We start from the raw sequence: 17,940 nt of genomic DNA, 5'->3' as shown, positions 1-17,940 counted from the left end.
CGCCGCTCGTTTCTCGCTCCCCGCTCGGTGTCATGTCTCGCTCCCGCTCGGTGGGAGAGAATTTCGAACCCCCGCGATCGCTAAGTCCATGTGTTAGAACGATTTCTAGAACATGTTCGGAAATTGTGCCCAGAATCGGAGAGGCTGACGATGACGAAGTGGGACGAGACGTGCGACGTACTCGCTGTGGGATCAGGCGGTGGACTCACCGGCGCGTACACGGCGGCCCGCGAAGGCCTCGACGTCATTGCGATCGAAGCAACCGACAAGTACGGCGGAACAACGGCGTACTCCGGCGGCGGCGGAATGTGGTTCCCGTGCAACGCTGTTCTCCGCCGCGGTGGCGACGACGACACCATCGAGGATGCACTGGAGTACTACCGATCAGTGGTGGGTGATCGTACGCCCGCCGACGTTCAGGAAGCCTACGTTCGAGGTGGCGCCGGGTTGATCGACTACCTCGAAGAGGACTCGAACTTCGAATTTCAGATACTGCCGTGGCCTGACTACTTCGGTGAAGAGCCCAAGGCTCGAGCGAGCGGACGGCACATTGTTCCCAAGCCGATGAACGCGAACAAGCTAAGTGCGCTTCGTGATTCGCTTCGTCCGCCGTTGGCGACGGAACGGCTGGGGGAGGAGTTGCCGAAGTACCTCGTCGGTGGACAGTCGTTGATCGGACGATTCCTGTTGGCGCTTGCGGAACTCCCGAACGCCACCATGCACCTGAAGACCACACTCGAGGAGTTGGTTGTCGAGGAAGGAGTGGTGGTCGGAGCCGTCGTCGACCGAAATGGAAGGCGTCGAACCATCCAGGCACGCAGAGGAGTGATCCTCGCCGCCGGCGGATTCGAGCAGAACGAGACCATGCGTGCCGAATTCGGTGTTCCCGGATCCGCTCTCGACACGATGGGCTGCCCCGGCAACCTCGGGAAGGCGCACCAGGCGGCGGTCGCCGCGGGTGCCGACACCGACCTGATGGGCGAAGCTTGGTGGTCGCCTGGACTCACCCATCCAGATGGGCGCTCCGCGTTTGCGCTGTGGTTCACGGGCGGAATTTTCGTGGACGACAACGGTTGTCGGTTCGTCAACGAATCTGCGCCGTACGACCGCTTGGGCCGCGCCGTCATCGAACACATGCGGGCTGGGAAAGTGACCACTCCGTATTGGATGATTTACGATAGCCGGGAAGGTTCAGTGCCACCGGTGAAGGCACCCAACGTCCCGTTGGCTCCGTCGGAGCAGTACGTGGATGCCGGATTGTGGAAGAGTGCCGAGACACTCGAAGACCTTGCCTCCCAGATCAATGTTCCCGCGGAGAATCTGGTGGAAGCCGTGAAGCGGTTCAACGCATTGGCGGCAACTGGCGTCGACACGGACTTCGGTCGAGGAGATACTGCGTACGACCGAGCCTTCTCGGATGGCGCGTCGCCACTCGTCCCGATAGATCAGGGACCGTTCCACGCCGCTGCTTTCGGTATCTCCGATCTCGGGACGAAAGGTGGTCTACGTACCGACGCGACCGGGCGCGTGCTGAAGGCTGACGGGACGGCTATCGCGGGGTTGTATGCGGCCGGAAACACGATGGCAGCGGCCAGCGGGACGGTGTATCCGGGCGGTGGAAACCCGATCGGTGCGAGCATGCTGTTCAGTCACCTGGCTGCGCTGGACCTGACGAAGCCGCCGTCGTAGGCAACAGTCGCTCGTTTCGGGGCTGGCTGGTCAGGCCTTGCCGAGTCCGGCGGCGATTCCCTTGTCCAGTTGGGTGAGCATTGCCGTACCCAGGGACGAAAGCTGGGCAACTTGGCGATCGTCGAGGCCCTCGAAGAGCAGGCCTTGGACAGACGCGACGTGAGGTGGCGCGGCCGCGACAACCTTTGCCATGCCTTCGTCGGTGAGTACCGCGTTGGATCCACGGCTTCCCCGGATGACTTCCCGTTTCACCCAGCCGGCCTTCTCCATTTTCGTGATGACGTGAGAGAGACGGGACAGGGACGCGTTCGCGCGCTGCGCCAGTACCGACAACTGGAGTTTGTGGTCGGGGGCGTCCGAGAGTGCGGCCAGCACGAAGTACTCGAAGTGTGTGAGTGCCGAATCTCGTTGCAGTTGAGTGTCGAGTGCGGCCGGCAACCGAGTCACGAGAGCGATCAGTGTCAGCCAGGCTTCCTGCTGCTCGGCTGTGAGCCACTTCGTCTGAGACTGCGCGTCGGTCTGCGCGGTCGGTTCACTCATCGGTGACTTCTCCTTCGGGTCGAGCATTCTTCTTGCACAGAGCGTGCTGGTGTACAGCGTCTCAGACGCATGTCCAGAAGAATCTTGCGGGGAATAGTTGCGGGACGAAAGTGTTGAGTTCTATATTAGGTTGAACCTTCAACTTGACGACGAATGTCTATCCCGAGGAGTCCGTATGTCCACCACGACAATGCCTGCGCTGTATCTCAGCCACGGTGCTCCACCCCTGGTGGACAGTGCGTTGTGGGTCGAGCAGTTGGGAGCGTGGGCCGGCGATCTTCCGAGACCGACGGCAATTCTCGTCGTCTCGGCGCACTGGGAATCAGCACCGCTGACGATAGGATCGACGACAACGGGGACCCCGCTCATCTACGACTTCGGCGGTTTTCCCGAGAGGTTCTACCGCGCGAAGTACAACTCTCCCGGCGCTCCGGACCTCGCCGCACAGGTTGCCGCATTGATGCCGGACAACGAACGGGTGGTTCAGCAGCCGAATCGGGGCCTCGATCACGGTGCCTATGTGCCGTTGACGGTGATGTACCCGGATGCAGACATCCCGGTTCTGCAGATTTCGCTGCCCACTCTCGACCCCGAGCGTTTGCTCCATCTCGGTGAGCGCCTACGGCCCCTCCGCGAGCAAGGTGTGCTGATCGTGGGATCCGGATTCACCACGCACGGCCTACCGTTCCTGCGCGATCCGTCGCCGGTAGCGCAGGCCCCGGGATGGTCGGCGGAATTCGATGCGTGGGCAGGGGAGAGGTTCGCTGCCGGCGACGTCGATTCGTTGATCGACTTCCGCGCCCAAGCTCCCGGGATGCCGTACGCGCATCCGACCATCGAGCACTTCGCCCCGTTGTTCGTCACGCTCGGTGCGTCGTCCGATCCGGAACAGGTGCCCACCCAGGTGATCGACGGATTTTGGATGGGACTTGCGAAGCGCTCGATTCAGGTCGCCTAGAAATTCAGGTAGCCCAGAGAATCAGGTTGCCCAGGGAAGTCAGTTCCGATTGCGAAGGAACTCGAGTGCCTGGTCGCCGTGTGTGTTGGCGCGCAGCTCGCTCGAGATGACTTTGAGAACGGTGCGGTCGGTGTCGATCACGAAGGTCGAGCGTTTGACGGGAGCCAGCTTGCCCAGAAGCCCGCGCTTGACGCCGAACTGTTCGGCTACGGCGCCGTCGGTGTCGGCAAGCAAGGGGTAGTCGAACGACTGTGCGGTTGCAAAGGTGGACTGCGCTTCGACCGTGTCGGTACTGATGCCGGCCCGCGAAGCGCCCACTGCGGCGAATTCGCCGCCGAGGTCTCGGAAGTGGCACGCCTCGGCGGTGCACACCGGCGTCGAGGCTGCCGGGTAGAAGAAGAGGACCAGGGGTCCGTTCTCGAGCAGGCTCGTCAGCGAGCGCGGAGTTCCGTCCTGGTCGGGCAGCGAGAATTCGGGAGCGAGTTGGCCTGGTTTCATTCGGCCGAGGTTACCCGCGCACGACGCCCGCGTGGGGGAGCCTGGGATGATGGAGCCATGCACGGCGAGCCCACCTCCATGTCCGCACGGTCGTCCGACACCGCGATCGTCGGTGACGCGTCCGATTCCACCACCACTCGGGAGCAGTTCCGTGCTCTCGCAGCCGAGCACCGGGTCGTTCCGGTCACTCGGAAAGTGTTGGCGGACTCCGAAACTCCGCTCTCGGCGTATGAGAAGTTGGCCGGCAATCGTCCCGGCACCTTCCTGCTCGAGTCGGCCGAGAACGGTCGTTCGTGGTCGCGGTGGTCGTTCATCGGCGTCGGAAGCCCGGCAGCACTGACTGTCGTGGACGGAGAAGCCGCTTGGTACGGCAATGTTCCCGCCGGCGCTCCTGCCGGCGGCGACCCGATCGATGCGCTCGGTGCCACCCTTGAACTACTTCGTTCGGAACGGCTGCCCGACCTGCCGCCTCTGACGGGTGGGATGGTCGGATTCCTCGGCTACGACGCGGTTCGGCGACTCGAGAAATTGGGTGACTCGGCGGTCGACGACCTGCAGATACCCGAGATGGTCATGCTGCTGGCTGCCGACATCGCTGCCGTCGATCACCACGAAGGGGCGATCACCCTCATCGCCAATGCCGTCAACTGGGACGGTACCGACGAGCGTGTCGACACGGCGTACGACGACGCGGTCGCCAGGTTGGACGCGATGACTCGCGCTCTCGCGGCGCCGGCGAAATCGACCGTCTCGACCTTCTCGAAAGCGACTCCGAACTACCGCCGTCAGCGCACCACCGAAAGTTTCGGTGTCGACGTCAAGAAGCTGATCGGCGACATCGAAGCGGGCGAGGCATTCCAGGTAGTCCTCTCGCAGCGATTCGAGATCGATTGCACTGCAGCGCCGATCGATGTGTACCGGATGCTGCGTGCGTCGAACCCCAGCCCGTACATGTATCTGCTCAACGTGCCGAACGGTGATGGTGAGACCGCGTTTTCGATCGTCGGTTCGAGCCCCGAGGCACTGGTCACGGTCGCCGAGGGTGTCGCGACCACGCACCCGATCGCAGGAACCAGATGGCGCGGTGCCACCGAGGAGGACGACATTCTGCTCGAGAAGGATCTCCTCGCCGACGAGAAGGAGAACTCCGAGCACCTCATGCTCGTCGATCTCGGGCGAAACGATCTGGGTCGTGTCTGCCGCCCGGGCACGGTGAAGGTTCACGACTATCGGCACATCGAGCGTTACAGCCATGTCATGCATCTCGTCTCGACCGTCACCGGTCATCTGGCCGAGGGAAAGCACGCTCTTGACGCGGTCACCGCATGCTTTCCCGCTGGAACCCTGTCGGGGGCGCCCAAAGTGCGGGCAATGCAGTTGATCGAAGAACTCGAGCCCACCAGGCGGGGTATCTACGGCGGCATCGTCGGCTACCTCGACTTCGCCGGCGACGCCGACACCGCGATCGCTATCCGAACGGCATTGATCAAGGACGGGGTCGGATACGTCCAAGCGGGCGCCGGCGTCGTGGCCGACTCGGATCCCGTGTACGAGGACACCGAGGCCCGCAACAAGGCGATGGCAGTACTGAGCGCCATCGCGTCGGCGCACACCCTGCGCACCATCGGAGGTGACGATCAGTGAGTGAAAACGAGTCGACCGCAGCGCAGCAACCTTCAACCGGACGGCCCACAGGTACTTCGCGTGGAACGGCAGTGCCGAGAACGCTTCTACTCGCATTGGCGGCGGCTGCTCTGTGGGGCAGTTCGCGAATGACGTGGGTTCATCTGACTTCGAGTGACGGCAAGACGCTGGAGCGGACGACGGACCTCGACGGCAGCACGTGGGCGGCGGCGATGACTCCACTCGCGCTTGCGCTGCTGGCGGCGATCGCGGCTTCGTTTGCGGTGCGAGGTTGGGCCCTGCGGGTAGTCGGACTGTTGGTGGCACTCGTCGCAATAGCGGTTGCGGTTCCGGCGGTGCAGTTGTTGGTTTCCGGAGCTTCTGCGGATCGAGCGGTGGAGTTGGCCGAGTTGTCCGGTCACCCGGAAGACCTCTCGACGACTGTTTCGGTACTGCCTGCCCTGCTGGCCTTGGTCGGAGCGGTGGCGGCGCTCGGTGCGGCAGTGCTCCTGATGCGCAAACCTCCAGTGCGAGGCGGGTTGTCGTCGAAGTACGACAACCCCGCTGCGCGTCGGGAGGCGGCCGCAAAACTGGGCAAGGCTGACACCGCCGCATCGGACGAGCCTGTGACGCAACGGATGTTGTGGGACGCGCTCGACGCCGGAGAGGACCCGACTGTCGCCGACGGGGACGACGGAGCCGGGGGCGACAGCGGTGCGAAACCGCGTTCGTCGCACTGAATAAGACTGAAGCCTCACCTGCGTGGGTACCCCGACGGAGTAGCAAAATTTCGTCCCACTAGGCTGAGAGCACCCTGATGACGTATCTCACATCGGGCTCTTGCCCAGAAAGGATTCGGGCCACGATGACCGTACTCGACTCGATTCTCGACGGGGTGCGCGCTGATGTCGCCGCCCGCGAAGCCGTACTCGACTTCGCTGCAGTCAAGGCTGCTGCCGCCGCTGCACCGCCTGCACTCGATGCTGCAGCAGCACTTCTGGAATCGAGCATCGGCGTCATCGCCGAGGTCAAGCGAGCGAGCCCGTCAAAGGGTGCGTTGGCCGACATCGCCGATCCCGCAGAGCTTGCCGCGGCCTACCAAGCCGGTGGCGCACGCATCATCAGTGTTCTCACCGAAGAGCGCCGTTTTCACGGCTCGCTCGCCGATCTCGACGCGGTCCGCAAAGCTGTCACCATTCCGGTGCTGCGCAAGGACTTCATCGTGGGGCCGTACCAGATTCACGAGGCTCGCGCTCATGGTGCCGACGTCATCTTGCTGATCGTTGCCGCGCTCGAACAGCAGGCGCTCGCCTCGCTGATCGATCGCACCGAATCCCTCGGAATGACTGCCCTCGTCGAGGTGCACACGGAAGAAGAAGCCAACCGCGCGCTCGAAGCCGGCGCCAAGGTGATCGGTGTGAACGCCCGCAATCTCAAGACTCTCGAGGTGGACAAGAACACCTTCGGTCGCATTGCTCCCGGTCTACCGACCGAGACGATCAAGATCGCCGAGTCGGGTGTTCGCGGAACTGCCGATCTGTTGGCGTACGCCGGTGCGGGTGCCGACGCGGTGCTCGTCGGTGAAGGCCTCGTGACCAGCGGTGACCCTCGCAAGGCAGTCGCAGATCTGGTCAACGCCGGCGCGCACCCGTCCTGCCCGAAACCGTCTCGATAAAGCGCATCACCGGCCCGGCGTGCTTTGACGCACCCGGGCGGTGACCAGCGGCACCCTTGGGGCAGACTGGTGGGGTGACTTCACGTACTCAGGAACCAGGCTCCGATGCAGTATCAGGTGCAGCATTCAAGGGCGGCAATCTGCCGCCCGCCAGCGCGGGACTCACCGAGCGCTCACATGATCCCGATGCCGGAGGCCATTTCGGCGTCTACGGCGGACGGCATGTGCCGGAAGCTCTCATGGCGGTCATCGAAGAGGTCACCGCGGAGTACGAAAAGGCTCGCGCGGACGACACGTTCTTGAACGAACTCGATCGCTTGCAGCGCGATTACACCGGACGTCCGTCGCCGATTTTCGAGGCAACGCGAATGAGCGAGTTCGCCGGTGGTGCGCGCATCATTCTCAAGCGTGAAGATCTGAACCACACAGGTTCTCACAAGATCAACAACGTTCTCGGTCAGGTTCTGCTGGCAAAGCGCATGGGTAAGACCCGCATCATCGCCGAGACCGGAGCAGGCCAGCACGGTGTGGCATCGGCCACCGCCTGTGCACTTCTCGGTCTCGAGTGCGTCATCTATATGGGTGCTGTCGACACCGAACGTCAAGCACTGAACGTCGCCCGCATGCGCCTACTCGGCGCGGAGGTCGTCTCGGTCGAGACCGGTTCGCGCACGCTCAAGGACGCGATCAACGAAGCCTTGCGCGACTGGGTTTCCCACGCGGACAACACCTATTACTGCTTCGGTACCGCGGCAGGTCCGCACCCGTTCCCCACCATCGTTCGCGACTTCCAGCGAGTGGTCGGCCTCGAAACACGTGTCCAGGTTCAGGCACTGACCGGCCGCCTGCCCGACGCAGTCACAGCCTGCGTCGGAGGTGGTTCGAATGCGATCGGAATCTTCCACCCGTTCATCGACGATCTGTCGGTACGGCTGGTGGGCTACGAAGCGGCCGGTGACGGTGTCGAAACTGGTAGGCATGCAGCAACATTCGCCGGTGGTACACCGGGTGCATTCCAGGGCGCCTACTCCTACCTGCTCCAGGACGAAGACGGTCAGACCATCGAATCGCACTCGATTTCTGCCGGTTTGGACTACCCGGGTGTCGGGCCCGAGCACGCCTATCTCAGCGACATCGGGCGCGCTACCTACGAACCCGTCACGGACAGCGAAGCCATGGATGCGCTTCTGCTGCTCTCGCGCCGCGAAGGCATCATCCCGGCCATCGAATCCGCCCACGCCGTCGCCGGCGCACTCCGACTGGGCAAGGAACTCGGCGAGGGCGCGATCATCGTCGTCAATCTCTCCGGACGCGGTGACAAGGACATGGATACCGCCGCAAGCTGGTTCGGACTTTTCGACGGACCTTCGGATCAGGCAACCGCTCCGGATAACGGAGCAGACCAGAACGACAACACGGAAGGCTCGGACAAGTGAGCGAACGACCATCACGCCTCGCACCCACTTTTGCAGCGTGCAAGGCTGACAAGCGCGCCGCCCTCGTCGGATACCTTCCTGCCGGTTACCCGACGGTTCCCGAGTCGATCGACGTGTTCAAGGCGATGGTTGACGGTGGCTGCGACATCATCGAAGTCGGTGTCGCGTACTCCGATCCGGTCATGGACGGTCCGACCATCCAGCGCGCAGCCGAAACCGCACTCACCAACGGCGTTCGCCTTCGCGACATCTTCACCGTGATCGAGCAGATCAGCTCGGTCGGCGGCAAGGCCGTTGTGATGACGTACTGGAACCCGGTGCTCCAGTACGGCGTCGACAAGTTTGCACGAGACCTCGCTTCCGCCGGTGGGCTCGGACTCATCACTCCTAACCTCATTCCGGAAGAAGCAGGCGCCTGGATGGAAGCATCCGAGGAGCACCACCTCGACCGGATCTTCCTTGTCGCTCCATCCTCGACCGAGGAACGGCTCGCGATGACGCTCGACGCGAGCAGCGGATTCATCTACGCGGCCTCGACGATGGGTGTCACCGGCGCGCGAGACGCCGTCTCGTCCATGGCTCCGGAACTGACCGCACGAATCCGCGCGCACTCCGACATCCCCGTCGGCGTCGGATTGGGAGTTCGCTCTGGCGCACAAGCTGCCGAAATCGCGGCATACGCCGATGCCGTCATCGTGGGTTCGGCCCTGGTCTCCGCGGTCGAGAACGGGTTGGGTGCAGTTCGCTCGCTCACCGAAGAACTCGCTGAGGGCGTCCGCTCGGCTACCGTGGCGTCGTGACCTCAACTGTGGAACTGCTGGCCTATATCCCCAGCCCGCCCCAAGGCGTCTGGTACGTCGGACCGGTGGCGCTGCGCGCCTACGCGCTCTTCATCATCCTCGGCATCATCGTCGCGATCGTGTGGGGAGATCGTCGTTGGGTCGCCCGCGGTGGCGAGAAGGGGACCGTTCTCGACATCGCGATCTGGGCTGTTCCTTTCGGTCTGATCGGTGGCAGGCTTTACCACGTATTGACCGACTGGCCCGCCTATTTCGGCGAGAACGGTCAGCCTCTCGACGCACTCAAGGTGTGGCAGGGTGGCCTCGGAATATGGGGAGCTGTCTTCCTCGGCGGCATCGGTGCGTGGATCGGCTGCCGGCGACGCGGCATTCCCGTATCTGCCCTCGGTGACGCGATTGCGCCCGGCATCCTGCTCGCGCAGGCCATCGGCCGTATCGGCAACTACTTCAACCAGGAGTTGTACGGTCGCGAGACCACCGTGCCGTGGGGCCTCGAGATCTTCGAGCGTGTGAACTCGTCCGGCCAACTCGATCAACTGGCAGGTGTCTCCAACGGGGAAGTCATCCGGGTCGTTCACCCGACGTTCCTCTACGAAGCTGTGTGGAACGTCCTGATCGTGATCCTGCTGGTCTTCGTCGACCGCCGATTCAAGATCGGCCATGGACGCCTGTTTGCTTTGTATGTCGCGGGCTACTGCCTGGGCCGGTTCGTCGTCGAGCTGATGCGCGACGATTTTGCCTACGAGATCGCCGGCATTCGAGTCAACACCTTCACTTCGGGGATCGTGTTCTTCGCCGCACTTGCCTACTTCTTCCTGGCGAAGAAGGGTCGTGAGGATCCGGCTGATTTGAAGTCGAAGAACTACGTTGCTGCGGTATCTGCCGGTGAAGCAGGAGCCGCGACGCCCGGTACCGAGAGTGATTCAGCAATAGCCGATACAAAGGCTGGTGCAAAGGCTGGTACAAAGGCTACTGAATTTGATTCCCCTCAATCCGACTCCACGGAATCCGATTCCAGTGAGGCAAGCGCCTCCACAGCAGCGACGGATGAGTCGTCGGACGCGGTGAAGCTGTCGAAGAAAGACAAGCCGTGACAGTTCCCTCTTCTCCCCCTTCGCAGGGGGGATTCCCCGAGGATCAGGGGCCGGTGTACGGCGTGCCCAATCCGTACGGCTATCAGCAGTCACCGTCGGCTCCGTCGATGTACGGGTTCGGTGATCCCTACGCGCCGTACGGTCGGCACCCGGTAACCGGGGAACCGTATTCCGACAAGTCTAAGGCCACCGCTGGCCTGTTGCAGATCTTGCTGGGCTTCTTCGGAATCTGTGGAGTCGGGCGCCTCTACATCGGAAGTGTCGGCATCGGACTGTGCCAACTGCTCGGCATGTTCTTCGCGCTGTTCATGTCGGCATTCCTCATCGGAATTCCATTTGCCATCGGAATTTGGATCTGGGCGTTCATCGACGGCATCGTGATACTTTCGGGCAATGCGCGGGACGGTGCTCGCCGGCCATTGCGAGGATGAGTCGCGAGCACGAACTGAGGACAGATGTGTGGGGGACTGGCCACGCGAAGGTCGAACCCTTCTCGCGGCCCGATAACAAAAGCTATTACGTACCGTCGTCGAATCGAAGGAAAGTACGTTGCCTAACTTGAACAAGAATCCGGAACCTTCCGAGTCGGGGGACTCGTCTGGATCGCAGCCGCCAGTTCCACCGCAGTTCGGGTCGCCCTTCGACTACGACGCCACTGCGGATGCGTCGTTGACGGAGACCTCGGCGCCCACGGAAAAGACGCCGTCGACGGAGACCACCGGCACCGGTCCAGGCTGGGATACGTATTCGGGAGTCGGAAACGGTCCGGGTTGGGGAAACCACCCCATCTACCCGCCGCCGACCGGAACCGAATCGACTACAGCGTTTCCCAGTGCTGATTCCACACCGAATCAGCCCACAGCGCCGTACACGCCGCAGGAAAGCTACGCCGCTCAAAACTATCCGGCGCCTGACTACTCGAGTCCGACCCAAACCCCGACGGACGGTCCCGTCTACGGTGCGCCGGCAGATCAGACTCCGAATCCCTACGCGGCTCCGCCGCAGGGAAGCCAGAGTTACGGTCAGCCGCAGAGCTACCCCCAGCCCGGATATTCACAGCCGGGTTACGGTCAGCCGCAGGGATACCCTCAAGCCCCGGGGTACGTCCAACCCGGTTACGGTTTGGTTGATGCATCCGCGCCTTACGGCCGTGATCCGCTGACGGGTGAACCGTTCTCGGACAAGTCGAAGACCACCGCCGGCCTGTTGCAGATTCTTCTGGGATTCATCGGTATCTGCGGCATCGGTCGGTTGTACATCGGAAGCACGACCATTGGAGTGCTCCAGTTACTCGGGATTTTCCTCGGCTACATTCTTCTGTTCCTGGTCGTGGGAATTGTGGTAGTCCCAGCGATCTGGATCTGGGCCTTCATCGACGGAATCATGATGTTGACGGGTAGCGTGCGCGACGGCCAGGGTCGGCCACTGCGTAGCTGATCGAGGCGACGTTCGGAACTGTGACCCCCTGATGCCTCGGTATCAGGGGGTCACAGTTTTACTCTCGCGACCTGCGGTTATGGGCTGATAAACTAGCGCTCGTCGGCTGCATGTCCGTGTGGAGGTCGCCGAGTGCCGTTTTCTCGAATACCTGATCCTCGAGGCCTGTACGACCCCGATCAGGAAACCGATTCATGTGGTGTAGCCGTGGTAGCAGACACCTCTGGACGCCACATGCATTCCATTGTCGACGAGGCGCTCGCAGTCTTGGGCAATCTCTCCCATCGCGGCGCAGTCGGGCGCGAATCCAACAGCGGAGACGGAGCGGGCATTCTGATTCAGCTGCCGACGGAGTTCTTCGACGCGGTGACCGAGTTCGAGCTTCCACCGCCCAATTCGATGGGTGAGAACACCTACGCGGCCGGAAATTGCTTTCTTCCGGTGGACGAGGAAGCACGTCGCCAAGCGGTTGTTCGGATCGATCAGTGCGCAGCGGCAGAAGGACTGCGGGTTATCGGGTGGCGAGAGGTACCGGTCGACAGTGACTGCGTCGGAGCCGTTGCCGCGCAGTGTGCTCCGTACATCAGCCAGTGTTTTGTGATGTGCTCCAAGCCAAGAGATCACAGTGTGGGCGGAATTGCCTTGGACCGACGAGTGTTTACGCTCAGGAGGCGAGTCGAGCGGATTCATTCGGACGGCACTGCAGTGTATTTCCCTTCGCTGTCCGCGCGAACCATCGTGTACAAGGGCATGCTCACCCCGGCGCAGTTACCCGGTTACTTCACCGACCTATGCGATGGCAGAATGCGATCCGCCTTGGCAGTCGTGCACAGTCGATACTCCACGAACACTTTTCCGTCGTGGCCACTCGCTCAGCCGTATCGCTGCATCGCTCACAACGGCGAGATCAATACGATTGTGGGAAACAGAAATTGGATGCGTGCTCGCGAGCCGATGTTGCGGAGCGAATTTTTCGACGGGGACATCGATCGCCTGTTTCCGATCTGCACCCCGGGCGGATCCGACTCGTCGTCCTTCGACGAAGTACTCGAGCTTTTGACGCTCGGGGGACGCAGTGTGCAGCACGCCATCGCGATGATGGTTCCCGGTGCCTGGGAAAACGATTCTTCGATGCCCGACGAGATAAGGGCCCTTTATCAATTTCACGGTTGCCTGATGGAACCGTGGGACGGTCCGGCGTCGGTGACATTCAGCGACGGCACCGTTGTGGGGGCGGTGTTGGATCGCAACGGACTTCGACCAGGGCGATGGTGGCGGATGAAGAACGGCCGTATCGTGTTGGCCAGTGAGAGCGGTGTGTTCGACGCCCCCACGTCCGAGGTGCTGGAAAAGGGGCGCCTCGAACCGGGGCGCATGTTCCTCGTCGACACTGCTCGCCGTCGCATCGTTCCCGATGCGGAGATCAAGTCGGAACTTGCGAGCACAGCTCCCTACCGGGACTGGCTCGCCGGGGGGTTGGTCGATCTCGCGGACATCCCCGAGTCTGCGCCTGCCCGAGGCGATCCGGCTCCGCTGTTGCAACGTCAGCTGCTCTACGGATACCAGGCCGAGGACCTGCAGGACATTCTTGTCCCGATGGCAAGCTCAGGATCGGAGCCGTTGGGATCGATGGGCGTCGACACGCCGCTTGCTGTTCTCTCTGATCGACCGAAGCTCTTGTACGACTACTTCGTTCAGCTCTTTGCCCAGGTGACCAACCCGCCGTTGGACGCGATTCGCGAGGAAGTCGTCACGACACTCGCAACCACGCTCGGTGCCGAGCAGAACTTGTTCGAAGCATCTGCCCGATCGTGCCGGAGGATCGTTTTGCAGAAACCGGTGATCGGTCCGCTGGAATTGCAGAAGATCGCCGAACTCCGCGGCCCTCGAACTCCGGCAAGCACTGTCCTGCAGGGAATATTCGATGCGCGGGGCGGTCTCGCCGAGGGTCTCGAGAGGCTTCGTGAGACCGCCCGAACTGCCGCCACCGCCGGTGTCGAAATCCTTGTGATCTCCGACCGTGGATCGGACTGCGAGCAGGCTCCCATTCCGTCGTTGCTCGCAGTGTCAAGCGTGCACCACGATCTTGTTCGTCATGGCCTGCGAACCAAGGTCTCACTCGTTGTCGAGTCGGGTGACGCCCGCGAAGTTCATCACATCGCCCTGCTGATCGGCTACGGTGCGGCGGCTGTCCACCCGTATCTTGCTCTCGAATCGGTAGAAGCACTCAGCGAGCGAGACGAACTTCCCGGGATAGATCCGAAGACGGCAACGGACAACTATCTGAGAGCAACAAATTCCGGCGTGCTCAAGGTGATGTCGAAGATGGGAATCGCTACGGTTCACTCCTACACGGGCGCTCAGGTTTTCGAGGCCGTGGGCTTGGGCCGAGAGTTGGTTGACGAGTATTTCTGCGAGACACGAAGCCGGATCGGCGGCATCGGTATAACCGAAGTCGCCCGCGAAGTTCTGATGCGTCATGCGGCCGCGTTCTCGCCGTCAGCGGAGCGGCATCGTCAGTTGAGCAGCAGTGGAGAGTTCCGGTATCGCCGCGGTGGTGAATTGCATCTGTTCACGCCAGAGTCCGTGTTCTTCCTTCAACATGCGACACGGTCGGGACGTAGTGACATGTTTCGTCGCTACCGCGACGAAGTCGATCGACTGAGCGCGCAGGGCGGAACACTGCGGGGATTATTTCGATTCCGACGCGGGATTCGTCCGCCGGTTCCGCTCCGTCATGTCGAACCCGTCGAGATGATTCTCGCTCGATTCAACACCGGTGCGATGAGCTACGGCTCCCTCTCTGCTGAGGCGCACGAGACGATGGCGGTTGCGATGAACGCTCTCGGCGGACGTTCCAACACCGGTGAAGGCGGGGAGGCACCGGAGCGGTTACGTGACAACAAGCGTCGAAGCGCCGTCAAGCAGGTCGCGAGTGGTCGCTTCGGGGTGACCAGCGATTACCTCGTCAATGCCACCGACATTCAGATCAAGATGGCCCAAGGTGCCAAACCAGGTGAAGGAGGGCAGCTTCCGGGGTCCAAGGTGTACCCGTGGATCGCGGAAACCCGGTACTCGACGCCAGGGGTCGGTCTCATATCTCCGCCCCCTCACCACGACATCTATTCGATCGAGGATCTCGCCCAGCTGATCTACGACCTCAGATGCGCAAACGATCGTGCGCGGATACACGTGAAGCTGGTCAGCGCGGCCGGAGTCGGGACAGTTGCGGCAGGTGTGGCCAAAGCGCACGCCGACGTTGTACTGATTTCCGGTCACGACGGCGGGACGGGCGCGGCGGCACTCTCGTCCATCCATCACGCGGGTACGCCGTGGGAGATCGGGCTGGCCGAAACTCAGCAGACTTTAGTGCTCAACGGGTTACGCGATCGGATCGTCGTCCAGTGTGACGGGGGTTTGCGCACGGCGCGGGACGTCGTCGTCGCCGCGTTGCTGGGGGCGCAGGAGTACGGGTTTTCCACGGCGCCACTCATCGCGGCCGGCTGCGTCATGATGCGGGTATGTCACCTCGACACCTGCCCCGTCGGAGTAGCGACGCAGAATCCCGAACTGCGCGAGCGATTCACCGGCCGGCCGGAGTACGTCGAGAACTTCTTCCGCTTCATCGCCGACGACGTACGACGGTTGTTGGCAGAACTGGGGTTTCGAAGTATCGACGATGCTTTGGGGCACGCAGACGTATTGGAAATGTCTCCGGCGGTGGCGCATTGGAAGAGTCGGACGTTGGACCTCTCACCACTCTTCGACGTTCCGGCCGCGGCGGCCGGCGCGACCTACCGGCCGTGTGTACCTGTTTCGAGCGAACTCGAACGCACCCTGATCAAGTTCGCCGCGAACTCACTCGCGGACGCTCGACCCGTGCATATCGAAGTGCCTGTACACAATACGGATCGAGCGGTGGGAACGAGGTTGGGCGCTGAGGTGACCAGACGCTACGGCGCTGTCGGGCTACCCGAAGGCACCATCGACGTCGTGCTCAGTGGAACGGCAGGCCAGTCACTCGGTGCGTTCCTGCCGTCCGGCATCTCGCTGGTCGTAGTCGGCGATGCAAACGACTACGGGGGGAAGGGTCTCTCCGGTGGACGAATTGTGCTTCGGCCGAGTGAGGATGCGCCCTTCGTGGCCGAGGAGCAGGTGATTGCCGGCAATACGCTGCTGTACGGCGCTACGAGCGGTGCACTCTATGCAAGGGGGCGTGTGGGGGAGCGATTCGCTGTGCGTAACTCGGGCGCGGTCGCTGTGGTGGAAGGCGTCGGAGATCACGCGTGTGAGTACATGACCGGTGGGTGCGTCGTGATACTCGGCCCAACTGGTAGGAACCTTGCTGCAGGCATGTCCGGCGGAATTGCCTTCGTACTCGACTTGAACGCTGAGAAGGTCAACTGCGACATGGTCGTTCTCGAGCGGCCTTCGGCGGAAGACTGTAGTCGGCTGGTCGAGATTCTCGGTGATCATCTGGACGCGACCGGCTCGTCGGTCGCTGCAAAACTTCTCGACGACTGGGTCGGCCAGAGCCCGAGATTCACCAAGGTTTTGCCTGTCGACTATCAGAAGGCCGTGGAAGAGAACCAATTTGTGGAGCCGGCTCATGCCTGACCCGCGTGGGTTCCTCAGCGTGAAACGATCCGGCGCACCGACCAGGCCGACCGATGTGCGTGTCGGGGACTGGGAATCGGTATACGAGCCGATGGATCCCGTCGTGCGCAATCGAGACGTTTCTGCACAGGCATCGCGATGCATGGACTGTGCTGTGCCGTACTGCCATTCGGCAGGGGTGGGGTGTCCGCTCGGCAATCTCATCCCGGAATGGAACGATCTGGTTCGGCGTGGACGGTGGTCCGAAGCCTCGGAGAATCTGCATTCCACCAACAATTTCCCCGAGTTCACCGGACATCTGTGCCCCGCTCCGTGCGAAACAGCGTGCGTTCTCGCACTCGACGACGAGCGCACGTCGGGAGGTGTCACGATCAAGCGCATTGAACAGACGATCGTCGACAACGCCTGGGAGTCTGGTTCGTTAGGGCCACAGGCGCCCGTAGTTCACAGCGGTAACCGCGTTGCGGTAGTCGGTTCGGGACCGGCGGGACTGGCTGCGGCTCAACAACTGACACGTGCCGGACATCGTGTCACGGTGTTCGAGCGGAGTGATCGAATCGGGGGACTGCTTCGCTACGGAATCCCGGAATTCAAGTTACCCAAGGCCTTGATCAACCGACGCCTGGCCCAGTTGACCGCCGAGGGGACCCGATTCGTCACGGACTGCGCCGTCGGAGTCGACGTGAGCGCACAAGACCTCAGGACGAATTTCGAGGCAATAGTCCTGGCGGTCGGGGCGGATCGTGCCCGAGACACCGACGTACCGGGTCGTGGCCTTCGCGGAATCCATTTTGCGATGAAGTACCTGCGTGCCGCCAACCGTGAATGCGAGGGTGACGGTGCGTCGAGTATCTCGGCGCGAGGTGAGAACGTCGTGATCATCGGTGGCGGTGACACGGCGGCTGACTGCCTCGGCACGGTGCATCGCCAGGGTGCGCGCTCGGTGACGGAACTGGATTACCACGTCCCACCCCCGGGGCATCGCGATCGAGACCGCGACCCGTGGCCGTTGTGGCCGCGGGTCCTGCGCAGCTCCCCGGCAGACGAGGAGGGCAGTGACAAACGGTTCCGATGGGCGGCGCAGGAATTTCTCGACGACGGTGACGGTGCGGTTTGTGCAATCCGGATGGTTCCGGTCGCCGTGTCGCGGGGAGAGAACGGACAACGGACCCTGGTGCAGACCGGCGACACGACGGATCTCGTGTGCGAGATGGTCCTGCTCGCTCTCGGTTTCGACGGCGTCGAAACCGCCCCACTGCTTACCGAACTCGATGTCGGCACCGATCCACTCGGCAGAATCGAGTGTGATGTCGGGTGGCAGACACGGACACCCGGCGTGTTCGTCTGTGGTGACGCGCATCGCGGGGCGTCGCTCGTCGTATGGGCGATTGCAGAGGGGCGGTCGGCCGCACGTGCCGTCGACGTGTATCTCACCGGCGGGTCCGACCTTCCGTCGCCGGTTCATCCGAAGGAATTTCCGCTGTTCGTGAGGTGAACAACTGAATCGAGTAAGAACAGAAAGTGCACGTCGCAAATGCCGGATAGAAGTGCGGTGGGGTAGCGACTAGGCTCG

General features: G+C 62.4%; 14 protein-coding genes. 12 read left to right on the top strand and 2 right to left on the bottom strand.

What is annotated here, in order from left to right; all coding sequences use genetic code 11:
- Window positions 1-150 precede the first annotated feature (150 nt).
- Window positions 151-1,689: an FAD-binding protein gene (locus ACSW29_RS25355; RefSeq protein WP_448278589.1), complete on the top strand. Its 1,539-nt coding sequence runs from the start codon at window positions 151-153 to the stop codon at window positions 1,687-1,689.
- A 30-nt stretch (window positions 1,690-1,719) separates the two neighbouring features.
- On the opposite strand, the gene ACSW29_RS25350 is transcribed toward ACSW29_RS25355, so the two are convergent.
- Entirely contained in the window at window positions 1,720-2,229 is a 510-nt protein-coding gene (locus tag ACSW29_RS25350; protein ID WP_347872870.1) for a MarR family winged helix-turn-helix transcriptional regulator, read from the bottom strand.
- Between the two features lie 175 nt (window positions 2,230-2,404).
- Between ACSW29_RS25350 and ACSW29_RS25345 the strand changes: the two genes are divergently transcribed.
- Entirely contained in the window at window positions 2,405-3,187 is a 783-nt protein-coding gene (locus ACSW29_RS25345; RefSeq protein WP_317828947.1) for a dioxygenase family protein, read from the top strand.
- 39 nt (window positions 3,188-3,226) lie between these two features.
- On the opposite strand, the gene ACSW29_RS25340 is transcribed toward ACSW29_RS25345, so the two are convergent.
- The gene (locus ACSW29_RS25340) at window positions 3,227-3,685 is read right to left on the bottom strand and encodes a peroxiredoxin (RefSeq protein ID WP_230813286.1); all 459 of its coding nucleotides are present in this window, start codon (window positions 3,683-3,685) and stop codon (window positions 3,227-3,229) included.
- 57 nt (window positions 3,686-3,742) lie between these two features.
- On the opposite strand from ACSW29_RS25340, the gene ACSW29_RS25335 reads away from it, so the two are divergent.
- The 10 genes from ACSW29_RS25335 (at window position 3,743) to ACSW29_RS25290 (ending at window position 17,862) form a co-directional block, all read left to right on the top strand.
- Window positions 3,743-5,329 carry an anthranilate synthase component I gene (locus ACSW29_RS25335; RefSeq protein ID WP_230813285.1) on the top strand — a complete coding sequence of 529 codons (1,587 nt, stop codon included), beginning with the start codon at window positions 3,743-3,745 and terminating at the stop codon, window positions 5,327-5,329.
- Between the two features lie 71 nt (window positions 5,330-5,400).
- Window positions 5,401-6,048 (top strand): TIGR02234 family membrane protein, encoded by a 648-nt coding sequence (locus tag ACSW29_RS25330; protein WP_347873123.1) that lies wholly within the window; start codon window positions 5,401-5,403, stop codon window positions 6,046-6,048.
- A 125-nt stretch (window positions 6,049-6,173) separates the two neighbouring features.
- Window positions 6,174-6,983 (top strand): indole-3-glycerol phosphate synthase TrpC, encoded by an 810-nt coding sequence (gene trpC, locus ACSW29_RS25325; protein ID WP_003944016.1) that lies wholly within the window; start codon window positions 6,174-6,176, stop codon window positions 6,981-6,983.
- A gap of 74 nt (window positions 6,984-7,057) precedes the next feature.
- Window positions 7,058-8,419 (top strand): tryptophan synthase subunit beta, encoded by a 1,362-nt coding sequence (trpB, locus tag ACSW29_RS25320; protein WP_317828948.1) that lies wholly within the window; start codon window positions 7,058-7,060, stop codon window positions 8,417-8,419.
- Entirely contained in the window at window positions 8,416-9,219 is an 804-nt protein-coding gene (gene trpA / locus ACSW29_RS25315) for a tryptophan synthase subunit alpha (RefSeq protein WP_003944010.1), read from the top strand. The genes trpB and trpA overlap by 4 nt, the downstream gene beginning before the upstream one ends.
- A complete protein-coding gene (lgt, locus tag ACSW29_RS25310) occupies window positions 9,216-10,313 on the top strand; it encodes a prolipoprotein diacylglyceryl transferase (RefSeq protein WP_448278588.1) in 1,098 nt (365 codons plus the stop codon). The genes trpA and lgt overlap by 4 nt, the downstream gene beginning before the upstream one ends.
- Window positions 10,310-10,744: a TM2 domain-containing protein gene (locus tag ACSW29_RS25305; protein WP_448278587.1), complete on the top strand. Its 435-nt coding sequence runs from the start codon at window positions 10,310-10,312 to the stop codon at window positions 10,742-10,744. Before lgt ends, ACSW29_RS25305 begins: the two co-directional genes overlap by 4 nt.
- A gap of 127 nt (window positions 10,745-10,871) precedes the next feature.
- Window positions 10,872-11,750: a hypothetical protein gene (locus ACSW29_RS25300; RefSeq protein WP_448278938.1), complete on the top strand. Its 879-nt coding sequence runs from the start codon at window positions 10,872-10,874 to the stop codon at window positions 11,748-11,750.
- Between the two features lie 132 nt (window positions 11,751-11,882).
- Window positions 11,883-16,367 (top strand): glutamate synthase large subunit, encoded by a 4,485-nt coding sequence (gltB, locus tag ACSW29_RS25295; RefSeq protein ID WP_448278586.1) that lies wholly within the window; start codon window positions 11,883-11,885, stop codon window positions 16,365-16,367.
- Window positions 16,360-17,862, top strand: a complete 1,503-nt coding sequence (locus ACSW29_RS25290) for a glutamate synthase subunit beta (RefSeq protein WP_448278585.1) — start codon at window positions 16,360-16,362, stop codon at window positions 17,860-17,862. The genes gltB and ACSW29_RS25290 overlap by 8 nt, the downstream gene beginning before the upstream one ends.
- The last annotated feature ends 78 nt before the right edge of the window (window positions 17,863-17,940 follow it).

The organism is Rhodococcus sp. GB-02 (assembly GCF_053470465.1).
This window is presented reverse-complemented; position numbering and strand designations above follow the sequence as displayed.

Bases quoted from the DNA above. Each gene is read 5' to 3' on its own strand.
- ACSW29_RS25290 (WP_448278585.1), top strand. From the start codon at position 16,360: ATGCCTGACCCGCGTGGGTTCCTCAGCGTGAAACGATCCGGCGCACCG.
- ACSW29_RS25355 (WP_448278589.1), top strand. From the start codon at position 151: ATGACGAAGTGGGACGAGACGTGCGACGTACTCGCTGTGGGATCAGGC.
- ACSW29_RS25350 (WP_347872870.1), bottom strand. From the start codon at position 2,229: ATGAGTGAACCGACCGCGCAGACCGACGCGCAGTCTCAGACGAAGTGG.
- ACSW29_RS25340 (WP_230813286.1), bottom strand. From the start codon at position 3,685: ATGAAACCAGGCCAACTCGCTCCCGAATTCTCGCTGCCCGACCAGGAC.
- trpC (WP_003944016.1), top strand. From the start codon at position 6,174: ATGACCGTACTCGACTCGATTCTCGACGGGGTGCGCGCTGATGTCGCC.
- ACSW29_RS25345 (WP_317828947.1), top strand. From the start codon at position 2,405: ATGTCCACCACGACAATGCCTGCGCTGTATCTCAGCCACGGTGCTCCA.
- ACSW29_RS25335 (WP_230813285.1), top strand. From the start codon at position 3,743: ATGCACGGCGAGCCCACCTCCATGTCCGCACGGTCGTCCGACACCGCG.